An 18,873-nucleotide genomic window follows, 5' to 3' on the forward strand; every position below is an offset into this window, starting at 1 on the left:
GCTGATAGAAACAGAAGCCACTGGAGCACCTCAAAAACACCATCATACACTAAATCAGTAAGTTGGCAGCATCACCGACACTTCATTAGCATCATCATCCGGCATCATTCAGTTTTATTGAGTGACCAGGATTGAATCGACCAGTTTAAATTCCGGTGCTTTATCCAGCGGGATAACCTTGCCGGATTTCTCAGCGTCAACCATCAGCTTCAGACCCGTTGCGCCGATATCCGCCGGGTTCTGGGCAACCGTCGCGGTCATTTGTCCGGCTTCCACCATTTTGCGGGCTTCCGGAATGCCATCTGTACCGACGACCAGCACTTTTCCCGTTTTTCCGGCGTTTGCGACTGCCTGAGCAACACCCATTGCCATCGTGTCATTCGCGCAATAGATCGCTTTAATATTCGGATTACGTTGCAACACGTTAGTGGCGACATCCAGTGCTTTAATGCGGTCCCAGTCGGCAGGCTGGCTGGCGACAAGCTTGATCTGGCTTGCTTTTTTGAAGGCTTCGGTGGCACCATTACGACGCGCTTCACCGGAGGCGTTACCGGCTTTACCCTCAATGATTGCGACTTCACCACCTTCAGCGCCCAATTTGTCAATAATGAACGACGCGCCTTTCGCCCCGACAGCAACGTTATCGGTGGTGACAAAAGCTTCCACATTGCCGCCAGCTTTTTTCAGATTATCCATGTCGATTTTTTCATCGAGATTAACCAGATAAATGCCTTTTTTCCATGCGCGGGCGACAGGCATGACCAGATTCACTGAGGATAATGGAGCGAAGGCGATACCTTTGTAATTTTTATTACTGAGATCTTCAAATAACTGCAATTGAGATTGAAAATCGCCTTCTGAAGGAGAGGCAAAAATATCAACGCTGACGCCCAGTGTTTTTGCTTCATCTTCAATGCCTTTTTTCATATCTACCCAAAATGGGTTGGAGAGGGTTTTCAATACGACAGCATATTCGGCGGCAGCAAAAGCGCTGGTTGACAACATTAAGCCCACGAGTGTGTCGCTGAAATATTTCAGATATTTATTCATAATAATGTTCTCACGGTAAGGGGACAGGTAACTCCGCGATGGCGGAATTACCTTTTTCTTATTTCAGTGCGCCTGGTGAGAAGAAATCAACAATTGCGCCGGTTTTTTGCATATTAATATTAGCTTGTTCAATGTTGAGCTGGGCGACAGAGACAAAAAAAGCGTCCAGCAAAGTTAGTTGTAATATTCTTGCCGAGGCATTACGACCTAATAACGGCGTTTCCGGGGCTGGTGAGCAAATAATATAATCGGCCAGTTTCGCTATCGGTGAATGGTAGCTATGGGTTATACAAATAATCTTTGCCCCGTTCTTTTTTGCCAGTTCTACGGCCGCTTTTACATCACTGGTTCGCCCGGAATGGGTCACTACCAGCACAACATCTCCTTCCTGTAACAACGAAGCGGACATCATCATGATGTGAGCATCAGGATAGGCCTGACAGCGTACGCCAATGCGCAAGAACTTGTGCTGTACATCAGCACAGATAGCATTTGATCCTCCGGCACCGTACAAATCCCGCTGTCTGGCCTGATAGAAAAAGCGGGCGGCACGGTGGATCTCATCAACGTTGACGATCGACTGACCTTCCATAATGGTGCGTAAAGTGATGTTAAATACCTTATTCACCACATCCTGCGGCGCTTCATCAAAAGCCAACTCGGAAGGCAATACCTGTTCTGACTGAGAAAAATAATCTTCCAGCGCACTGCGTAAGTTACGAAAGCCGCTAAACCCCAGCAGCTTTGATACCTTAACTATCATCGCTTCAGATACCGCCAGAGCTTCTGCGACATCTTTAATTGCGGGTGCACAACTCAGGTTACCGGGTTTGAGTAACCACTCCACGATGCGGCTTTCATTTTCTGTCATTCCTTCCTGCTTCATTCGCAGGTAAGGCGCTAACCCTATACCGTTCGGAAGCGCTGAATCAAACTCTGACTGGCTCATCACGTTCTCTTGTCCTTGAATTGAAGACGCCACTATATCACCACAGCAAGAACAGAAAAGATGCTGGCTACTTCACAATAAAATAAAATTTATAAAGTTTATTTTATTGTGAACAATGGCGAGTGGCTTAAAATTTTATTTCATTTAATTAGTTTAAAAACATGATGTTATTTGTTTTTCTGGTTTTTTAGATGATAGATGTTGCTGGATGGTGAGTGTCTTTAACGCTATTGCGCTGTCAGATGTAACTCTGTAAAACAGATCAGGAAGGCGTAATTCATCGATTTTGGGTGTTTTTAATTCATTAACATCACAAATGTTTTTTGATTGTGAAGTTTTGCACGGACGGGGAAGATGAATGAAAAAGATTGCATTTGGCTGTGATCATGTCGGTTTCATTTTAAAACATGAAATAGTGGCACATTTAGTTGAGCGTGGCGTTGAAGTGATTGATAAAGGAACCTGGTCGTCAGAGCGTACTGATTATCCACATTACGCCAGTCAAGTCGCACTGGCTGTTGCTGGCGGAGAGGTTGATGGCGGGATTTTGATTTGTGGTACTGGCGTCGGTATTTCGATAGCGGCGAACAAGTTTGCCGGAATTCGCGCGGTCGTCTGTAGCGAACCTTATTCCGCGCAACTTTCGCGGCAGCATAACGACACCAACGTGCTGGCTTTTGGTTCACGAGTGGTTGGCCTCGAACTGGCAAAAATGATTGTGGATGCGTGGCTGGGCGCACAGTACGAAGGCGGTCGTCATCAACAACGCGTGGAGGCGATTACGGCAATAGAGCAGCGGAGAAATTGAGATTCATCCACTACTTGCATGGATGAGTAATGATTAATGTGGATAGAGTTTCTTTTTGAGGTTGGCTAATGAAACGCTTTCCGCTATTTCTTTTATTCACCCTGCTCACGCTGTCCACCGTTCCGGCCCAGGCCGATATTATCGACGACACCATTGGCAATATTCAGCAGGCGATTAATGACGCTTATAACCCTGACCGTGGGCGAGACTATGAAGATTCGCGCGACGACGGCTGGCAGCGTGAAGTGAGCGACGATCGGCGCAGACAATATGACGACCGCCGCCGCCAGTTTGAAGATCGCCGCAGGCAGCTGGACGATCGCCAGCGCCAGCTTGATCAGGAGCGTCGGCAACTGGAGGATGAAGAGCGGAGAATGGAAGATGAGTATGGGCGATGAGGTTGGGTATGGAGCAGGCATCGCCCCTCACCCCAATGGGGAGAGGGAGAAAACGAGCGCAATATTCAATATCGAGCACAATCGGTCCCCTCGCCCCTCTGGGGAGAGGGTTAGGGTGAGGGGGCCAGCGCGCACATTCCCTCTCATCACGCCACCCCAATCTCCATCCCATCAAACCCCACCTCAAACCCTGACGGTAGTGCGTTTTCCATCAGCCACGCATCAAACTGGTGGCTGATATGGGTCAGAATCACCCGTGGCGAGCGGATAACCTGATTCAGCGCAAGCACGGTATTTAAATCACAGTGATTACGCGGTGCATCCGCGCGCGGCGGGTGACTGCAATCCATCACCATTACCTGCGGCTGATTATTGCGTAAAAATTTCAGCGTTTTTTCCGGCAAGCCTGCGGTGTCAGACAGCCACGCCACCCGGCTGTGTGCCGTTTCCAGCAGATAACCGAAGGTCAGTTTTGAGTGGTTGAGCGGCAGGGGCGTGACCTGTAACCCCTGCAAATCAAACACCACAAACGGTTCCACCGTGTGGCTGAAATCAAGCAGGCCCGGATGTTTAAACAGATCGTCGCAGCCCTGTTCATCCGGCGGGCCGTAAACCGGGATCGGATCGCCAACGCCCCAGCGCAGCGGAAACAGCCCCTGGACGTGATCCATATGATAATGCGTCAGCAAAAACTGCTGGAACGATCCGGGCGACCAGCGATCGGCGAGATCGTGCAGCCCGGCGTCGATCAGGGTGATTGCGTCGTTAAACTTCACTACGCCGCTGCACGGTTGGCGGCGATACTGCGGCGAGCGCCGCGCTCTGGCGCAGGCCGCACACTCGCAGCCCCATGCCGGAACGCCCTGTGCGCCGCCGGTGCCGGTGAGCGTGAGGGTCAGGCTCATGTTACAGCGCCTTGGTGAAGCGGAAGTGGCTCTGCTCGTAGCCTTCGCGCAGATAGAAACGGTGCGCGTCGTGGCGCTTCACGTTGGTCGAAAGTTCGGTCATTTCGGCCCCGGCCTGGCGGGCTTCTTCTTCTGCCCACGCCAGTAACTTACTGCCGACGTTCAGACCGCGCGCCTGCGGCATTACCACCAACTCCTGAATTTCGCCGATCCAGTTGACATGATGCAGATGAAACTGCAAATGCAGGCCGATCATGCCGACAACTTCGCCATCAAGCAGCGCCAGATGGTAGCGCATGTTTGGGTCGCGCAGATTGGCGTTAAAACCCACGCGAAACGCGTGGTGGTCAAACTCCGCCTGTTTTAGCTCACAAATCAGCGCGTAAACCGCGTCGGTGTCGTACTGCGTGGCCGGGCGAAGCTCACAAGCAGGCATGGTGTTTCTCCTTCTGATGGATCAGCGTCAGCAGCGTGTCGACCGACTGGCGCAGGCTGCCGTCATTGTTGAGCGTATGGCAATCCTGTGGAGTATAGCGGGCGGCGCGCGCCAGGCGGGCGTTAATTTCACTGGCGTTTTCACGGCCACGGTTTTCCAGGCGCTGGCGGAGGATCTCCGGCGAAACCTGTAAACAGACGGGCAGCAGCGCCGATTGATAGCGCGCCCGCGCCTGCGGCAGATGGGCGCGTGAGCCGTTGACCAGCACGTCGAATCCGGCGTGCAGCCAGAGATCAATCTCGACGCCGACGCCATAATACAGACCGTTAGCGTGCCAGCTTAAGGCCAACAGATTTTGCCCCGCGCGGGTAAAAAACTCCTGCTCGCTCAGGGCGATATGGTTTTCACTTCCGGCGCTGGCATCGCGCGTGATGTAGCGATGCGCCACCAGTAACTGAGTTTGTTCCCGCAGGCGGAGTTCCGCCAGCAGGCTGTCTTTCCCGGAGCCGGACGGCCCCATTAACCAAATCAGTTTTCCCATCATCAGAACACCCTTTTACCCTGACGCCAGACGTGGTCGATATGAATATGATTGTCCTTGCGATGCGCCAGCACCAGGTCGGCGCGTTTGCCCTCGCCAATCACCCCGCGATCCTGGAGATTAAGCGCCTGCGCTGGATTTTTAGTCACCAGCTTCACCGCCTGCGGCAGCGTAAAGCGGTTGCTCTCGTCATCGGCGACGCGAAATGCCGCATCGAGCAGGCTGGCGGGGTAGTAGTCGGAAGAGAGGATATCCAGCAGGCCAAGCTGCGCCAGTTCACTGGCCGCCACGTTGCCGGAGTGCGAGCCGCCGCGCACAATATTCGGCGCGCCCATCAGCACGTTCATGCCATGCTTGCGCGAGGCTTCCGCCGCTTCGAACGTGGTGGGAAATTCGGCGATCACGCTGCCAAGCTGGTGAGATTCAGCAACGTGGGCGTGGGTGGCGTCATCGTGGCTGGCAAGCGCAATTTTTCGCGCGCGGCACAGGGCGGCGATGGATTCGCGATTCGGCTGCGACCAGCGTGCGGCGAGCGCCAGTTGCTCTTCTTCGTACTGCTGCATCTGCGCATCAGTGAGGGAGTATTTGCCCTGATAATATTCGCGATACTTCTCGCGGTTGGAGAACTGGCGCTGGCCCGGCGAGTGGTCCATCAGCGACACCAGCGTCACCGGCTCGCGCTGCACCAGTTTTTCAAACAGCGGCAGCGTGGTGTGATGCGGCAGTTCGCAGCGCAGATGCAGACGGTGCTCGGCGCGGTTGACGCCGCGTTTCTGCGTCTCTTCGATGGCGTTGATCATCTTCTCCAGATTCTCCAGCCGATCGCCGCCGTCGCGCACGTCGCCAATTGCCACGGCATCCAGTACGGTGGTGATGCCGCTCGCCACCATCAGCGCGTCGTGGCTGCTCATCGCCGAGTGGGCAGGCCAGTCAACTTTCGGGCGCGGGGTGAAGAATTTATCCAGATTATCGGTATGCAGCTCAATCAGCCCCGGCAGCAGCCAGCCGCCTTCGCCGTCCATCGCCTCCGGCAGGCGGCTCTGGCTTTCGGCAAAGGCGCGGATTTCGCCGTTCTGCACCTCCAGCGAACCGCTTACCACCTCGTTTTCCAGCACCAGCTTAACGTTATTGATAATCATGAAGAGGCTCCCATTGGGTGCAGGCGGTCGGCGACGTCATTACGTACAGCTTCGTCATGGAAGATGCCTACGATGGCTGCGCCACGGGTTTTGGCTTCGCGAATCAGTTCCACCACCGCGGCGCTGTTTTTGGCGTCCAGCGAGGCGGTAGGTTCGTCAAGCAGCAGAATGGGGTAGTCGACGATAAAGCCGCGGGCGATGTTGACGCGCTGCTGTTCGCCACCGGAAAATGTCGATGGTGCCAGGTGCCACAGGCGTTCCGGCACGTTCAGGCGGGTGAGAAGACGCGCGGCTTTAGCGGCGCAGGCTTCACGCGGAACGCCGGTATCGAGCAGCGGCTGCATCACCACTTCCAGTGCTGAGATACGCGGGATGACGCGCAGAAACTGGCTCACCCAGCCGACGGTGGTTTTGCGGATTTCCACCACTTTGCGCGCTGGCGCGGTGACCAGGTCTACCCACTCGTCACCGTGTTTGATCTGGATTTGACCTTCGTCGGGTAGATAGTTGGCGTACAGCGAGCGTAGCAGAGTTGATTTGCCGCTGCCGGAATGGCCGTGGAGCACCACGCATTCGCCCGCGTTGACGGTGAGCGAGGCGCGATTGAGGACGGGCAGGCGCACGCCGTTTTGCTGGTGCAGGATGAAGGTTTTACTGACGTTTTGTACGTTAATCATTTTTCGCCTCGTGGTTCGGGTGTCGGATGCGACGCTGACGCGTCTTATCCGACCTACGGGGAGCGCATTTGTAGGCCGGATAAGGCGTTTACGCCGCATCCGGCACCGGCTCAATTCTGCAAAACCGATGACACCAGCAGCTGTGTATACGGATGATGCGGGTCGTCGAGCACGCGGTCGGTTAACCCACTCTCCACCACTTGCCCCTGCTTCATCACCAGCAAACGGTCCGCCAGCAGGCGGGCGACGCCTAAATCATGGGTGACAATCACCACCGCGAGGTTCAGCTCCACCACCAGGCCGCGCAGCAGGTCGAGCAGGCGGGCCTGCACCGACACATCCAGCCCGCCGGTCGGTTCATCCATAAACACCAGCTTCGGATGCGTCACCAGGTTGCGGGCAATCTGCAAACGCTGCTGCATACCGCCGGAAAAGGTGGTCGGCAGGTCGTCGATCCGGTTGGCGGGAATCTCCACCTCTTCCAGCCACTTCTGCGCGGTGGCACGAATATCGCCGTAATGACGTGCCCCGGTCGCCATCAGCCGCTCGCCGATATTGCCGCCTGCCGACACCTGGCGGCGCAGGCCGTCGAGTGGATGCTGATGCACCACGCCCCATTCGGTACGCAGCAGGCGACGGCGGTCGGCCTCGCTCATTGCATACAGCGAACGGTTCTCGTAGTGAATTTCCCCCTGCTGCGGCGTCAGGCGCGCGGAGATCGACTTCAGCAGCGTGGTCTTCCCGGAGCCGGATTCCCCGACAATGCCCAGCACTTCCCCCGGCCATAAATCAAAAGAGACATCGCTAAAGCCTTTGCCCGGCGCGTAAAGGTGGGTCAGGTTATTGACCGAAAGTAACGGTTGATTCATTGGTTTTTTGCCTCGCTCTGTTGGCGGCAATAATCGGTATCGGAGCAGACAAACATGCGGTTTCCGGCGTCATCCAGCACCACTTCATCAAGATAGCTGTGGGTCGATCCGCAGATGGCGCATGGCTCATCCCACTGCTGAACGGTGAACGGGTGATCGTCGAAATCGAGACTTTCCACGCGGGTAAACGGCGGCACCGCATAGATGCGCTTCTCGCGCCCCGCGCCGAACAGTTGCAGGGCGGGCATCATGTCCATTTTTGGGTTATCGAATTTCGGGATCGGCGACGGGTCCATCACGTAGCGCCCATTTACCTTCACCGGATAGGCGTAGGTGGTGGCGATATGACCGAAGCGGGCGATATCTTCATACAGTTTCACCTGCATCACGCCGTACTCTTCCAGCGCGTGCATGGTGCGGGTTTCCGTTTCGCGCGGCTCGATAAAGCGCAGCGGCTCGGGGATTGGCACCTGGAAGATAATTATCTGATCTTCGGTCAGCGGCGTTTCGGGGATGCGGTGACGCGTCTGGATAACCGTCGCATCGTCCGTACGTTCCGTGGTGTTTACCCCGGTCACGCGCTTGAAGAAGTTGCGAATCGACACGGCGTTGGTGGTGTCATCCGCGCCCTGGTCAATCACCTTCAGCACGTCGCTTTCGCCAATCACGCTGGCGGTAAGCTGAATGCCGCCGGTTCCCCAGCCGTACGGCATCGGCATCTCGCGCCCGCCAAACGGCACCTGATAACCGGGGATCGCCACCGCTTTTAAGATGGCGCGGCGGATCATGCGTTTGGTCTGCTCGTCGAGGTAGGCAAAGTTGTAGCCGCTCAGATTAGCCATGGTTCTGCTCCTGTTGCAGACGTTTGAGTAGCTCCAGTTCGGCCTGGAAATCGACGTAGTGGGGGAGTTTGAGGTGTGAGACAAAGCCTGCGGCTTCGACGTTGTCGGCATGTGCCAGCACGAACTCTTCATCCTGCGCCGGGCCTGTCGCGTGCTCGCCGTACTCCGGGGCTTGCAGAGCGCGGTCGACCAGCGCCATCGCCATCGCTTTGCGCTCGCTCATGCCGAACACCAGCCCGTAGCCGCGCGTGAAGTGCGGCGGCTCACCCGGCGGGTCGATAAAACCGTTAACCATTTCACACTCAGTCATCAGCAGTTCGCCGACGTTCACCGCAAATCCCAGCTCTTCCGGCACAATCGACACGTCGATATAGCCGCTGCGGATCTCGCCTGCGAACGGGTGATTGCGCCCGTAACCGCGTTGGGTGGAGTAGGCCAGCGCCAGCAAATAGCCTTCGTCGCCGCGCATCAACTGCTGCAAACGGGAGGAGCGTGAGCAGGGGTAAACCGGCGGCGTGCGGGTGATGTCATCCGGCTGTGCGCCGCTATCCTCTTCAAACTTCGCCAGCCCCTGACGCGCCAGCAGGCTGAAAACGTGCGGCGACGGCTGCTGTTCGCTGTCGGCGGTGGTCAGCGTCGGCGCTTCGCCGTTTGCCAGCAGGGTAAAATCGAGCAGGCGATGGGTGTAGTCGTAGGTTGGGCCAAGCAGCTGGCCGCCGGGAATGTCTTTATAAACGGCGGAGATACGGCGTTCGAGACGCATCCCGGTGGTGTCGAGCGGCTCGCTTACCGCCAGCTTCGCCAACGTGGTGCGGTAGGCGCGCAGCAGGAAAATCGCTTCAACGTTATCGCCGCTGGCCTGTTTCAGCGCCAGCGCCGCCAGTTCGCGGTCGGCAATGCCGCCTTCGGTCATCACGCGATCTACCGCGAGGTTAAGCTGCTGTTCAATCTGGGCGACGCTCAGTTCGGGCAAATCGGTATCGCCTCGGCGTCGGCTCTCTTGCAGGGCGTGGGCGGCGTCGATCGCCTTCTCGCCCCCTTTCACGGCAACGTACATCAGCACACCTCCACATGAGTGGTTCGCGGAATAGCCAGCAGGCGCTCGCCACAGGTCAGGATCAGGTCGATGCCGAGCGGGAACGGATGCGGGCGCTCGGTGAGTTCGTGCAGAATGCACTCCGGCAGCTGCGGAGCGATCATTCGTTCTTCGGCAATACCCGCACCAGTAAGGCGCAACATGCGTCCGCCGCTCAGGCTGGCGACCTGTAAAATCAGCGTCGCACCCGCTTCCGGCGCAACGGCGGTGCCGGTGGAAAGGGCGTTGAGCTGTTCGCTGGAAATCGCCTCATCCGTCACCGCGAAGGTCGCCTGTTCCGGCTGGCTGACCAGCGGCGCGTTGGTATGAAAACGCAGGCTCTGGTTGACGATATCGTTATTTAATGGGGTAGAAAGCCACACCGGCGTGTCGTTATCGGCCAGCGTCAGCAGCACGCTGGTGGTGGCGATATTCAGCGGTTGCCAGCCGCGTTTGAGCTGATGCAGGGCGACAATCACGCCCGGCTCGCTCATGGCCTTTAACAGGCGACGAAAACTGTGCTGGGCATCCTGCACGGGAAGCATAAAAGCGGTTTCCAGGGTCATGCGTTGTCTCCGCGAACCATCGTAAAGAAGTCGACCCGGCTGGCGTTCACTTCGGCCTGGCGTGCGGCAATGCGTGCCATACGGTCAGCGTCCAGCGGGGCAATAAGGGTTTCTGATAAGTTTTGAAAGTGGCGAGATTGCTGCATCAGCGCGTCAATCAGCGCGCAGCGTTCGGCGTGCTGTTTATCACGCCCCTGCACCCAGCTGTAGCCGAGCGTGCCGTCAGTCAGGCGCACGGCGGCGCGGGTCAGCGTGGCGTCGCCGGCAAAAAAACGTTCGCCGGTGCCGCCCATCCGCGCCTGAATCTGTACCAGGCCAGTTTCAGCGGCGCGGATCACCTCATAGTCGGCGGTGATGTTTAGCGCGTTCAGGCGTGCTGCCAGTTCAGCCGGTTGGCTGTGCGCCAGCACGGACATCCAGTGCTGGCGGGTCGCGGTATCTGCGTGCATTCAGTGCTCCATAGTGAATTCAATCATGTCGGCGCGCGTCAGGCTGACGGAGTACTCCGCCGGGCTGCTTTCACCGTCACGGTGGTTAAGGGTGCGCACGCACAGCAGCGGCGACATATTCGGGATTTCAAGACGCTGGCACTCTTTGGCCTGGGCGCGGCGGGCGCTGATCCGCGTCTGGCTGCGGCGCAGCGCAATTCCGGTTTGCTCGCGCAGAAAATCGTGCAGCGAGCCGCTGTCGAAGCGTTGCAGCGTCGGCCAGAGGGTGAGGTCCGCGAAGTAGTGGTCGATTAAACAGAGCGCGACGCCGTTGACACGACGCAGGGTGCGCAGGTGGATGACGTTCTCCCCCTCGGTAATCCCCAGTGCGTCAGCGACGTGGCTGGACGCGGGGCGCAATACCGAAAGCAGTTTTTCGCTGGTGGGATGGCTGCCCTGATCCAGCAGATTCTGGCTAAAACGCGCCTGGGCGTTGAGCGGGTAATCGAACGGGCGCATCAGCACCAGCACGCCGACGCCCTGACGGCGCTGTACCCAGCCTTTTTCTATCAGTTGGTCGATGGCGCGGCGCAGGGTGTGGCGATTCACCTCAAAGCGCGCTGCCAGTTGCTGCTCGGCGGGAAGATAGTCGCCGCAGCGGTAGTGTTGACGAAGCTCCTGCTCAAGTTTTGCGGCTATCTCTTGATAGCGTGTTGGGTAGCTGGTCGGATGTGTAGACAAGTGCATAGATATCAATGCCTCGCTTATCAGATAAAGTGCTTACGCAACCGTTGAGAGAGGAAATCCAGCAGGCTGACCGTGACGATGATAAGCACCATCAGGGCGCAGGTTTGTTGGAACTGGAAACCGCGAATCGCTTCCCACAGGGTGACGCCGATCCCGCCTGCGCCGACCATGCCGACGACGGTCGCCGAGCGGACGTTGGATTCGAAGCGATAGAGGGAGTAGGAGATCAGCAGTGGCATCACCTGTGGCAGCACGCCGTAGAGGATCTCTTCGAGCTTGTTGGCACCGGTGGCGCGAATGCCTTCCACCGGGCCAGGTTCAATTGCTTCTACCGCTTCGGAAAGCAGCTTGGAGAGCACGCCGGTGGTGTGGATAAATAGCGCCAGCACGCCAGCGAACGGTCCGAGACCGACGGCGACCACGAACAGCATGGCGAAGACCATTTCGTTAATGGCGCGGCAGGCGTCCATCAGGCGGCGAACGGGCTGGTAAACCCACCACGGCACCAGGTTTTCGGCGCTCATCAGGCCAAAGGGGATGGAGAGAACCACCGCCAGCGCGGTGCCCCAGACGGCGATTTGCAGCGTGACGGCCATTTCGGTGAGGTAATCCTGCCACTGGCTGAAATCGGGCGGGAAGAAGTCGGCAGCGAAGGTTGCCATGTTGCCGCCGTCTTTAATCAGCGTGAGCGGGGCCATTTCCGCGCCCTGCCACGAGACGACCAGCACGGCGAGAACAACGGCCCAGCTCAGAAGCGAGAACCAGCTGCGCTTGGGTGGGGCGATGGTGATGGTTTGCATGTTTGGCTCCGGTCTGTAGGCCGGATAAGGTGCTTGCACCGCATCCGGCATCAACGCCTGCACATTGTCGGATGCGACGCCGGGGCGTCTTATCCGACCTACGATTTACTGCACCGCTTTACTCACCGAACTCATCGCGCTTAGCGCGTTGTTCAGGCGGTCCAGGTCATCCAGCTGCGCCTGAATCTCGGTGGTTTTTGCCAGCTTGTCCTGCTCATTCAGTCCTTTATTGCTTTTCACGCCCTGCATCTCTTTAAACAGCGCGAGCTGGCGAATCGGCACCAGTTGCAGGTCGCTGGAAGCGCGGAATGGCGCCCAGCCCAGGCGTTCCAGCACCGCTTTTTCTTCCGGCGTTTTGCCGTAGTTCATAAAGAAGTCGTAGATCTTGTCTTTGGTGGTTTCGGAAAGATTCTTGCGCCAGACGATCGGATCGCCTGGGATCAGCGGCGACTTCCAGATCACCTTCAGTTCTTTCAGCTTCTCTGGCGCGGAGGTTTTCAGCTTGTCGAGGTTTTCGGTGTTGTTGGTGGCAACATCCACCTGCTTGTTGGCGACGGCCAGCGCGTTGGTTTCATGCCCGGCGTTGACGGTGCGCTTGAAGTCGCTGGCGGAGATATTGTTTTTGGCAAAGACGTAGTAACCGGGGACGAGGAAGCCAGAGGTGGAGTTAGGATCGCCATTGCCGAAGGTGAGATCTTTCCGCTTCGCCAGCAGATCGTTCAGGTTGTTGATCGGACTATCTTTGTTGACGATCAACACGCTCCAGTAACCCGGCGATCCGTCCGCCGCGACGGTCTGAGCGAAGACCTGGCCGTTGGCGCGATCCACCGCTTCCATTGCCGACAGGTTGCCGTACCAGGCGATATCCACTTTATTGAAGCGCATTCCCTGGATAATGCCTGCGTAGTCTGGGGCAAAGAAGGCGTTCACCTTCACGCCCAGCTTCTTCTCCATATCCTGTAAGAATGGCGTCCATTGCGGTTTCAGGTTTTGCTGTGATTCCGTTGAAATAATGCCGAAATTCAGCGCCTTTTCCTGCTCTTCGGCGTGTGCCGGGCTTAACAGGGTGCTGAGGCTGAACATGCTGGTGAAGGCCAGCGAGGCAATTATCTTAGCGTTCATTCGTTTTCCTCAATGATGGGGATGTCAGGCAGCTTTCGCGTTCTCTTCGATGCGATTAATGCTGCGGTAGAGATGGTCAAAACGTTCGTTATCAAACTGTTGGCTGCTGCCGTCGTAGAAAACGTGCCCCTGGCGCAGGGCGACGATGCGTTCGCAGTAGCGCAGGGCGTAATCCACCTGATGCAGCGTGACGACCACGGTGATGCCGTCGTTCTGATTGATGTCGCGCAGGGTGTCCATCACGATGCGGGCGGATTCCGGGTCCAGCGAGGCGATGGGTTCATCGGCCAGAATCACCTTCGCCTGCTGCATCAGCGCGCGGGCAATCGCCACACGCTGCTGCTGTCCGCCGGAGAGGGTGGAAACGCGTTGATGGGCAAAATGCACCATGCCAACGCGGGTCAGCGCCTGTAACGCGCGTTGTTTCTGCTCGCGGGTAAACCAGCTAAAACAGGTGCGCCAGAACGGCGTGCTGCCGAGCGCGCCAATCAGCACGTTCTCCAGTACGCTCAGGCGGTTCACCAGGTTGAATTGTTGGAAGATGTAGCCGGTGTTGGCGCGGCTTTTGCGGATATCACGCGCCAGACGGCCTTCGCGCTGGACTGTGCGGCCCAGCAGCTCGATATGGCTGCCGGCGGATTTATCGCCGGTAATCAAACCGCTTAAGTGACGTAAAAGGGTGGATTTGCCGGAACCCGACGGCCCAAGCAGAGCCACCATTTCACCGTGATGAATGTTCAGATCAACCGCATGCAGCGCCTGATGCTGATTGAAGGTTTTGGCGAGCTTCTCGACACGGATAATCGTTTGCATGATGCAGCCTCCCTAAAAAAGTGGCTCCATCGTGGCGGATTATTGTGACGATTTGGTTAATTAAAAGTGACTAACAGATGAAGAGTTAACGGGCATTCGATGACAGTGCGGGAGGGCGGGCCTCCCGGCGGGTTATTGCGTTGGTTGTTGTTTGACGACATTAATCATCCACGGTACGCCAAATTTATCGGTGACTTTGCCAAAGCCATGCGCCCAGAAAGTTTCCTGCCAGGCCATTTCGATTTTTCCGTTAGCGGCAAGATTGTCAAACCAGCGTTTTCCTTCTTCGACCTGTTGCGAATCGAGCACCAGCGTAAAGCCGGAGTAGCTGGCTTTTCCTGACGGCATGGCATCGCTCATCATGATGTCGCTTCCGGCAATGCGCACGTTGGCATGAGCGATGGCGGTATCGGGAAATTGCATTCCGGAAGGGCAGTTCTCGGCGCTGTCCTGCGCTGATTTTGGCATTTCGCCGAAGCTGATTTTATAGAGCAGTTCCGCGCCCAACGTACGTTGATAATAGGCAATCGCGTCGGAACAGTTACCGGCAAAAGAGAGGTAGGGACTTAACGGCATGATGGTGACCTCAGTTAAGAGAAGCCAGTTAAGTGTAGTTCGAAATTTATACAGATGAGAGGCGGCCTGATAAGACGCGCGAGCGTCGCATCAGGCAGTCGGCACTGTTGCCGGATGCGGCGCGAGCGCCTTATCCGGCTTACCGATCACAATACAATCAGTTCTTTTTCACAAACTCAGATTTCAGTTTCATCGGACCAAAACCGTCGATTTTGCAATCGATGTTATGGTCGCCTTCAACCAGGCGGATGTTTTTCACTTTGGTGCCAATTTTCAGCATCGAAGAGCTACCTTTCACCTTCAGATCTTTAATGATGGTAACGCTGTCGCCGTCAGCCAGCAGATTGCCGTTAGCATCTTTAACGATCAGCTCGTCGCTTTCCTGTGCAGGTTCTGCGTCGTTCCATTCGTAGGCACATTCCGGGCAGATGTACATGCCGTTATCTTCGTAAGTGTATTCGGAGTTGCATTTTGGGCAGTGTGGTAATGACATGTGGATTTCCTCAAAAGTCAGCAGGGCAAAAGCGCCAAAAAACGGCAGATTGCCGAAAAAGGCCGCAATTATACACAAAATCCCTGAGTTTGTCGGGGGTACTGCTGATTTTAGACGACGATCGTTTTCATTTGAAAGGAAACGCAAAAAGAAAATAATCTTTTTGCCTCCATTTATTATTTAAGATAAGGTTAATGCTCTACTTGTTCTTTTTTTAATTCACATGATATTTTTATCTTTCTGACGTTTTAAACGTATCAGAAGACGTTATTTATTCTGATAAAAAACAACACTCTAAATATAAAATTATTTCTTGCAGTAATTATAAAAGCCGAAAACAGAACTCAAAAACAATCTGGCTAAATAAAAGTAATAAAATTTGCTTTAAGGAAGAATTTTCTATGTACACACAGACCCTGTATGAGTTAAGTCAGGAGGCTGAACGCCTGTTACAGCTTTCTCGCCAACAGTTGCAGTTACTGGAAAAAATGCCTCTCTCTGTACCCGGAGACGATGCGCCACAACTGGCTTTACCCTGGAGTCAGCCTAATATCGCCGAACGTCACGCGATGCTGAATAATGAGTTGCGTAAAATTTCCCGACTGGAAATGGTGCTGGCGATTGTCGGTACCATGAAAGCAGGGAAATCAACCACCATTAATGCCATTGTTGGTACGGAGGTTCTGCCTAATCGTAATCGCCCAATGACTGCGCTGCCGACGCTTATTCGCCATACGCCCGGGCAAAAGGAACCGGTACTGCATTTTTCACATGTCGCGCCAATCGATTGTTTAATTAAAAAATTACAACAGCGCCTGCGTGATTGCGATATTAAGCATCTGACCGATGTGCTGGAAATAGCTAAAGATATGCGTGCGCTTATGCAGCGGATCGAAAATGGCGTCGCTTTCGAAAAATATTATCTGGGTGCCCAGCCTATTTTTCATTGTCTGAAAAGTTTGAATGATTTAGTGCGACTGGCGAAGGCGCTGGGCGTCGATTTTCCTTTTTCTGCTTACGCCGCCATTGAGCATATTCCCGTGATTGAAGTGGAGTTTGTCCATCTGGCGGGGCTGGAGAGTTATCCCGGTCAGTTGACGTTACTGGATACCCCCGGGCCAAATGAAGCCGGGCAACCGCATCTGCAAAAAATGCTTAACCAGCAGCTGGCACGCGCCTCGGCGGTACTGGCGGTGCTGGATTATACGCAACTGAAATCGATCTCCGATGAAGAGGTCCGTGAGGCGATTTTGGCGGTGGGGCAATCGGTGCCGCTGTATGTGCTGGTCAATAAGTTCGATCAACAGGATCGTAACAGTGACGACGCCGACCAGGTGCGGGCACTGATTTCCGGGACGCTGATGAAAGGCTGTATTACGCCACAGCAGATATTTCCGGTGTCGTCGATGTGGGGCTACCTGGCGAATCGGGCGCGCTATGAGTTAGCCAACAACGGTAAGTTACCAGCGCCAGAGCAACAACGCTGGGTGGAAGATTTTGCCCATGCCGCGCTCGGCAGGCGCTGGCGTCATGACGATCTGGCGGACCTCGAACATATTCGTCATGCTGCCGATCAGTTGTGGGAAGATTCGCTGTTCGCCCAGCCAATTCAGGCGTTGCTTCATGCCGCTTACGCTAACGCCTCGTTGTATGCTCTGCGATCTGCTGCGCATAAACTGTTGAATTACGCGCAGCAGGCGCGGGAATACCTGGATTTTCGTGCGCACGGGTTAAACGTCGCTTGTGAACAATTGCGGCAAAATATCCATCAGGTCGAAGAAAGTTTGCAGCTATTGCAACTCAATCAGGCGCAGGTGAGCGGCGAGATTAAACATGAAATCGAGCTGGCCCTGACCTCCGCCAACCACTTTCTGCGTCAACAACAAGATGCGCTGAATGCGCAGTTAGCCGCCTTGTTTCAGGATGATTCGGAGCCGTTAAGCGAGATTCGTACCCGCTGTGAGACACTGTTACAGACGGCGCAGAACACCATCAGTCGCGACTTTACGCTGCGTTTTGCCGAGCTGGAATCCACCCTTTGCCGGGTGTTAACCGATGTTATTCGCCCCATTGAGCAACAAGTCAAAATGGAATTGAGCGAGTCAGGGTTTCGTCCTGGGTTTCATTTTCCTGTTTTTCACGGCGTAGTTCCCCACTTCAACACTCGCCAGCTGTTCAGTGAAGTCATTTCGCGCCAGGAAGCAACGGACGAGCAGAGCACGCGTTTAGGCGTTGTGCGTGAGACTTTTTCGCGCTGGTTGAATCAGCCCGACTGGGGACGGGGAAATGAGAAATCACCGACAGAAACGGTTGATTACAGTGTGTTGCAACGAGCATTAAGCGCAGAAGTCGATCTCTATTGCCAACAAATGGCTAAAGTTCTGGCAGAGCAGGTCGATGAATCTGTTACGGCAGGCATGAATACTTTTTTCGCTGAGTTCGCTTCATGTTTGACGGAATTACAGACGCGTTTACGCGAAAATCTGGCTCTGCGTCAACAAAATGAATCGGTGGTCAGGCTGATGCAGCAGCAATTGCAGCAGACTGTGATGACTCACGGCTGGATTTACACCGACGCCCAGCTGTTACGCGATGATATTCAAACACTTTTCACGGCAGAACGATATTGACCAAGACGTTACTTGACGGCCCCGGTCGCGTGCTGGAGTCGGTTTATCCCCGCTTTTTAGTGGATCTGGCGCAGGGTGATGATGCCCGCCTTCCACAAGCCCATCAGCAGCAGTTTCGTGAACGACTGATGCAGGAACTTCTTTCGCGTGTGCAGCTTCAGACATGGACGAACGGCGGCATGTTAAATGCGCCGCTTAGCCTGCGTCTGACATTGGTGGAAAAACTGGCGTCGATGCTGGATCCCGGTCATCTGGAACTGACGCAGATCGCGCAGCATCTGGCGCTGCTGCAAAAAATGGATCACCGCCAGCACTCTGCTTTCCCGGAGCTCCCCCAGCAAATTGCCGCCTTGTATGAGTGGTTTTCAGCCCGTTGTCGCTGGAAGGAAAAGGCGTTAACGCAACGAGGCCTACTGGTGCAGGCAGGTGATCAGAGCGAGCAAATTTTTACCCGCTGGCGTGCTGGGGCGTATAACGCCTGGTCGTTGCCTGGGCGCTGTTTTATCGTTCTGGAGGAGTTGCGCTGGGGGGCATTTGGCGATGCCTGCCGTCTGGGAAGCCCGCAAGCGGTGGCGTTGTTGCTGGGTGATTTGCTCGAGAAAGCGACACAACATCTGGCAGAGAGTATCAATGCGGCACCGACCACGCGTCACTATTACCATCAGTGGTTTGCCTCTTCGACCGTTCCGACGAGCGGGGAGCATGCTGATTTTTTAAGTTGGCTGGGAAAGTGGACCACGGCAGATAAACAACCCGTTTGCTGGTCAGTGACCCAACGCTGGCAAACTGTCGCGCTGGGGATGCCACGACTCTGTTCAGCGCAGCGTCTGGCGGGGGCAATGCTCGAGGAAATCTTCTCTGTAAATTTGGCGTAAATAATCAGTTACATCAATGAGTCCTAAACGAAATCCATGTGTGAAGTTGATCACAAATTTAAACACTGGTAGGGTAAAAAGGTCATTAACTGCCCAATTCAGGCGTCAACTGGTTTGATTGTACATTCCTTAAC

22 protein-coding genes are annotated in these 18,873 nt (G+C 55.3%); 4 read left to right on the forward strand and 18 right to left on the reverse strand.

The genetic code is table 11. The features are described from left to right. Positions 1–114: 114 nt before the first annotated feature. Together alsB and alsR are read right to left on the reverse strand one after the other, a co-directional pair. Positions 115–1,050, reverse strand: coding sequence for a D-allose transporter substrate-binding protein (gene alsB, locus RTW80_RS08220; protein WP_016241773.1), 936 nt, complete (start codon positions 1,048–1,050; stop codon positions 115–117). 58 nt (positions 1,051–1,108) lie between these two features. Next, positions 1,109–1,999, reverse strand: coding sequence for a D-allose utilization transcriptional regulator AlsR (gene alsR, locus RTW80_RS08225; protein ID WP_000083216.1), 891 nt, complete (start codon positions 1,997–1,999; stop codon positions 1,109–1,111). A 358-nt stretch (positions 2,000–2,357) separates the two neighbouring features. On the opposite strand from alsR, the gene rpiB reads away from it, so the two are divergent. Both rpiB and yjdP read left to right on the forward strand, forming a co-directional pair. After that, positions 2,358–2,807 (forward strand): bifunctional allose-6-phosphate isomerase/ribose-5-phosphate isomerase RpiB, encoded by a 450-nt coding sequence (gene rpiB / locus RTW80_RS08230; RefSeq protein WP_000716794.1) that lies wholly within the window; start codon positions 2,358–2,360, stop codon positions 2,805–2,807. 68 nt (positions 2,808–2,875) lie between these two features. After that, on the forward strand, positions 2,876–3,205 hold the full coding sequence (yjdP, locus tag RTW80_RS08235) for a DDRRRQL repeat protein YjdP (protein WP_000819746.1): 330 nt from the start codon (positions 2,876–2,878) through the stop codon (positions 3,203–3,205). Between the two features lie 146 nt (positions 3,206–3,351). On the opposite strand, the gene phnP is transcribed toward yjdP, so the two are convergent. The 16 genes from phnP to RTW80_RS08315 all read right to left on the reverse strand — a co-directional run bounded on the left by phnP (position 3,352) and on the right by RTW80_RS08315 (position 15,234). Continuing rightward, positions 3,352–4,110, reverse strand: a complete 759-nt coding sequence (gene phnP, locus RTW80_RS08240; protein WP_000059908.1) for a phosphonate metabolism protein PhnP — start codon at positions 4,108–4,110, stop codon at positions 3,352–3,354. A 1-nt stretch (position 4,111) separates the two neighbouring features. Then, a complete protein-coding gene (gene phnO / locus RTW80_RS08245) occupies positions 4,112–4,546 on the reverse strand; it encodes an aminoalkylphosphonate N-acetyltransferase (RefSeq protein WP_001110490.1) in 435 nt (144 codons plus the stop codon). Beyond that, a complete protein-coding gene (gene phnN / locus RTW80_RS08250) occupies positions 4,533–5,090 on the reverse strand; it encodes a ribose 1,5-bisphosphokinase (RefSeq protein ID WP_000971886.1) in 558 nt (185 codons plus the stop codon). The genes phnO and phnN overlap by 14 nt, the downstream gene beginning before the upstream one ends. Continuing rightward, on the reverse strand, positions 5,090–6,226 hold the full coding sequence (gene phnM / locus RTW80_RS08255; RefSeq protein ID WP_063119316.1) for an alpha-D-ribose 1-methylphosphonate 5-triphosphate diphosphatase: 1,137 nt from the start codon (positions 6,224–6,226) through the stop codon (positions 5,090–5,092). Before phnM ends, phnN begins: the two co-directional genes overlap by 1 nt. After that, complete coding sequence (gene phnL, locus RTW80_RS08260) at positions 6,223–6,903, reverse strand: phosphonate C-P lyase system protein PhnL (RefSeq protein ID WP_000611405.1); 681 nt, start codon at positions 6,901–6,903, stop codon at positions 6,223–6,225. The genes phnM and phnL overlap by 4 nt, the downstream gene beginning before the upstream one ends. 110 nt (positions 6,904–7,013) lie before the next feature. Then, positions 7,014–7,772 carry a phosphonate C-P lyase system protein PhnK gene (gene phnK, locus RTW80_RS08265; protein WP_001075514.1) on the reverse strand — a complete coding sequence of 253 codons (759 nt, stop codon included), beginning with the start codon at positions 7,770–7,772 and terminating at the stop codon, positions 7,014–7,016. Beyond that, positions 7,769–8,614, reverse strand: coding sequence for an alpha-D-ribose 1-methylphosphonate 5-phosphate C-P-lyase PhnJ (phnJ, locus tag RTW80_RS08270; RefSeq protein ID WP_000002303.1), 846 nt, complete (start codon positions 8,612–8,614; stop codon positions 7,769–7,771). Before phnJ ends, phnK begins: the two co-directional genes overlap by 4 nt. Beyond that, positions 8,607–9,671, reverse strand: coding sequence for an alpha-D-ribose 1-methylphosphonate 5-triphosphate synthase subunit PhnI (phnI, locus tag RTW80_RS08275; RefSeq protein ID WP_001295388.1), 1,065 nt, complete (start codon positions 9,669–9,671; stop codon positions 8,607–8,609). Before phnI ends, phnJ begins: the two co-directional genes overlap by 8 nt. Continuing rightward, a complete protein-coding gene (phnH, locus tag RTW80_RS08280) occupies positions 9,671–10,255 on the reverse strand; it encodes a phosphonate C-P lyase system protein PhnH (RefSeq protein ID WP_000171628.1) in 585 nt (194 codons plus the stop codon). Before phnH ends, phnI begins: the two co-directional genes overlap by 1 nt. Beyond that, the gene (gene phnG / locus RTW80_RS08285) at positions 10,252–10,704 is read right to left on the reverse strand and encodes a phosphonate C-P lyase system protein PhnG (RefSeq protein WP_000542790.1); all 453 of its coding nucleotides are present in this window, start codon (positions 10,702–10,704) and stop codon (positions 10,252–10,254) included. Before phnG ends, phnH begins: the two co-directional genes overlap by 4 nt. Continuing rightward, positions 10,705–11,430: a phosphonate metabolism transcriptional regulator PhnF gene (gene phnF / locus RTW80_RS08290; protein WP_063119315.1), complete on the reverse strand. Its 726-nt coding sequence runs from the start codon at positions 11,428–11,430 to the stop codon at positions 10,705–10,707. 20 nt (positions 11,431–11,450) lie between these two features. Then, complete coding sequence (phnE, locus tag RTW80_RS08295) at positions 11,451–12,230, reverse strand: phosphonate ABC transporter, permease protein PhnE (protein ID WP_001193500.1); 780 nt, start codon at positions 12,228–12,230, stop codon at positions 11,451–11,453. Between the two features lie 105 nt (positions 12,231–12,335). Further along, positions 12,336–13,352 carry a phosphonate ABC transporter substrate-binding protein gene (gene phnD, locus RTW80_RS08300; protein WP_000992002.1) on the reverse strand — a complete coding sequence of 339 codons (1,017 nt, stop codon included), beginning with the start codon at positions 13,350–13,352 and terminating at the stop codon, positions 12,336–12,338. Between the two features lie 24 nt (positions 13,353–13,376). Further along, the gene (phnC, locus tag RTW80_RS08305; RefSeq protein WP_001193397.1) at positions 13,377–14,165 is read right to left on the reverse strand and encodes a phosphonate ABC transporter ATP-binding protein; all 789 of its coding nucleotides are present in this window, start codon (positions 14,163–14,165) and stop codon (positions 13,377–13,379) included. 132 nt (positions 14,166–14,297) lie between these two features. Further along, positions 14,298–14,741 carry a VOC family metalloprotein YjdN gene (gene yjdN, locus RTW80_RS08310; RefSeq protein WP_001131339.1) on the reverse strand — a complete coding sequence of 148 codons (444 nt, stop codon included), beginning with the start codon at positions 14,739–14,741 and terminating at the stop codon, positions 14,298–14,300. 157 nt (positions 14,742–14,898) lie between these two features. Beyond that, the gene (locus tag RTW80_RS08315; RefSeq protein WP_001300891.1) at positions 14,899–15,234 is read right to left on the reverse strand and encodes a zinc ribbon domain-containing protein YjdM; all 336 of its coding nucleotides are present in this window, start codon (positions 15,232–15,234) and stop codon (positions 14,899–14,901) included. A gap of 401 nt (positions 15,235–15,635) precedes the next feature. Here RTW80_RS08315 and crfC point away from each other — a divergent pair, with 401 nt between their 5' ends. Together crfC and RTW80_RS08325 are read left to right on the forward strand one after the other, a co-directional pair. Further along, a complete protein-coding gene (crfC, locus tag RTW80_RS08320) occupies positions 15,636–17,864 on the forward strand; it encodes a clamp-binding protein CrfC (protein ID WP_312718865.1) in 2,229 nt (742 codons plus the stop codon). Continuing rightward, positions 17,861–18,739 carry a diguanylate cyclase regulator RdcB family protein gene (locus RTW80_RS08325; protein ID WP_063119313.1) on the forward strand — a complete coding sequence of 293 codons (879 nt, stop codon included), beginning with the start codon at positions 17,861–17,863 and terminating at the stop codon, positions 18,737–18,739. Before crfC ends, RTW80_RS08325 begins: the two co-directional genes overlap by 4 nt. The last annotated feature ends 134 nt before the right edge of the window (positions 18,740–18,873 follow it).

The sequence above is a fragment of the Escherichia sp. AM3 genome (genome assembly GCF_032029835.1).
GTDB classification, from domain to species: domain Bacteria; phylum Pseudomonadota; class Gammaproteobacteria; order Enterobacterales; family Enterobacteriaceae; genus Escherichia; species Escherichia coli.

Coding starts and splice junctions, on each gene's coding strand:
- RTW80_RS08315 (WP_001300891.1), bottom strand. CDS start 15,234: ATGTCATTACCACACTGCCCAAAATGCAACTCCGAATACACTTACGAA.
- rpiB (WP_000716794.1), top strand. CDS start 2,358: ATGAAAAAGATTGCATTTGGCTGTGATCATGTCGGTTTCATTTTAAAA.
- phnP (WP_000059908.1), bottom strand. CDS start 4,110: ATGAGCCTGACCCTCACGCTCACCGGCACCGGCGGCGCACAGGGCGTT.
- phnF (WP_063119315.1), bottom strand. CDS start 11,430: ATGCACTTGTCTACACATCCGACCAGCTACCCAACACGCTATCAAGAG.
- phnO (WP_001110490.1), bottom strand. CDS start 4,546: ATGCCTGCTTGTGAGCTTCGCCCGGCCACGCAGTACGACACCGACGCG.
- phnI (WP_001295388.1), bottom strand. CDS start 9,671: ATGTACGTTGCCGTGAAAGGGGGCGAGAAGGCGATCGACGCCGCCCAC.
- phnM (WP_063119316.1), bottom strand. CDS start 6,226: ATGATTATCAATAACGTTAAGCTGGTGCTGGAAAACGAGGTGGTAAGC.
- phnJ (WP_000002303.1), bottom strand. CDS start 8,614: ATGGCTAATCTGAGCGGCTACAACTTTGCCTACCTCGACGAGCAGACC.
- phnD (WP_000992002.1), bottom strand. CDS start 13,352: ATGAACGCTAAGATAATTGCCTCGCTGGCCTTCACCAGCATGTTCAGC.
- phnN (WP_000971886.1), bottom strand. CDS start 5,090: ATGATGGGAAAACTGATTTGGTTAATGGGGCCGTCCGGCTCCGGGAAA.
- phnC (WP_001193397.1), bottom strand. CDS start 14,165: ATGCAAACGATTATCCGTGTCGAGAAGCTCGCCAAAACCTTCAATCAG.
- alsB (WP_016241773.1), bottom strand. CDS start 1,050: ATGAATAAATATCTGAAATATTTCAGCGACACACTCGTGGGCTTAATG.
- crfC (WP_312718865.1), top strand. CDS start 15,636: ATGTACACACAGACCCTGTATGAGTTAAGTCAGGAGGCTGAACGCCTG.
- yjdN (WP_001131339.1), bottom strand. CDS start 14,741: ATGCCGTTAAGTCCCTACCTCTCTTTTGCCGGTAACTGTTCCGACGCG.
- phnH (WP_000171628.1), bottom strand. CDS start 10,255: ATGACCCTGGAAACCGCTTTTATGCTTCCCGTGCAGGATGCCCAGCAC.
- phnL (WP_000611405.1), bottom strand. CDS start 6,903: ATGATTAACGTACAAAACGTCAGTAAAACCTTCATCCTGCACCAGCAA.
- phnG (WP_000542790.1), bottom strand. CDS start 10,704: ATGCACGCAGATACCGCGACCCGCCAGCACTGGATGTCCGTGCTGGCG.
- yjdP (WP_000819746.1), top strand. CDS start 2,876: ATGAAACGCTTTCCGCTATTTCTTTTATTCACCCTGCTCACGCTGTCC.
- phnK (WP_001075514.1), bottom strand. CDS start 7,772: ATGAATCAACCGTTACTTTCGGTCAATAACCTGACCCACCTTTACGCG.
- phnE (WP_001193500.1), bottom strand. CDS start 12,230: ATGCAAACCATCACCATCGCCCCACCCAAGCGCAGCTGGTTCTCGCTT.
- alsR (WP_000083216.1), bottom strand. CDS start 1,999: ATGAGCCAGTCAGAGTTTGATTCAGCGCTTCCGAACGGTATAGGGTTA.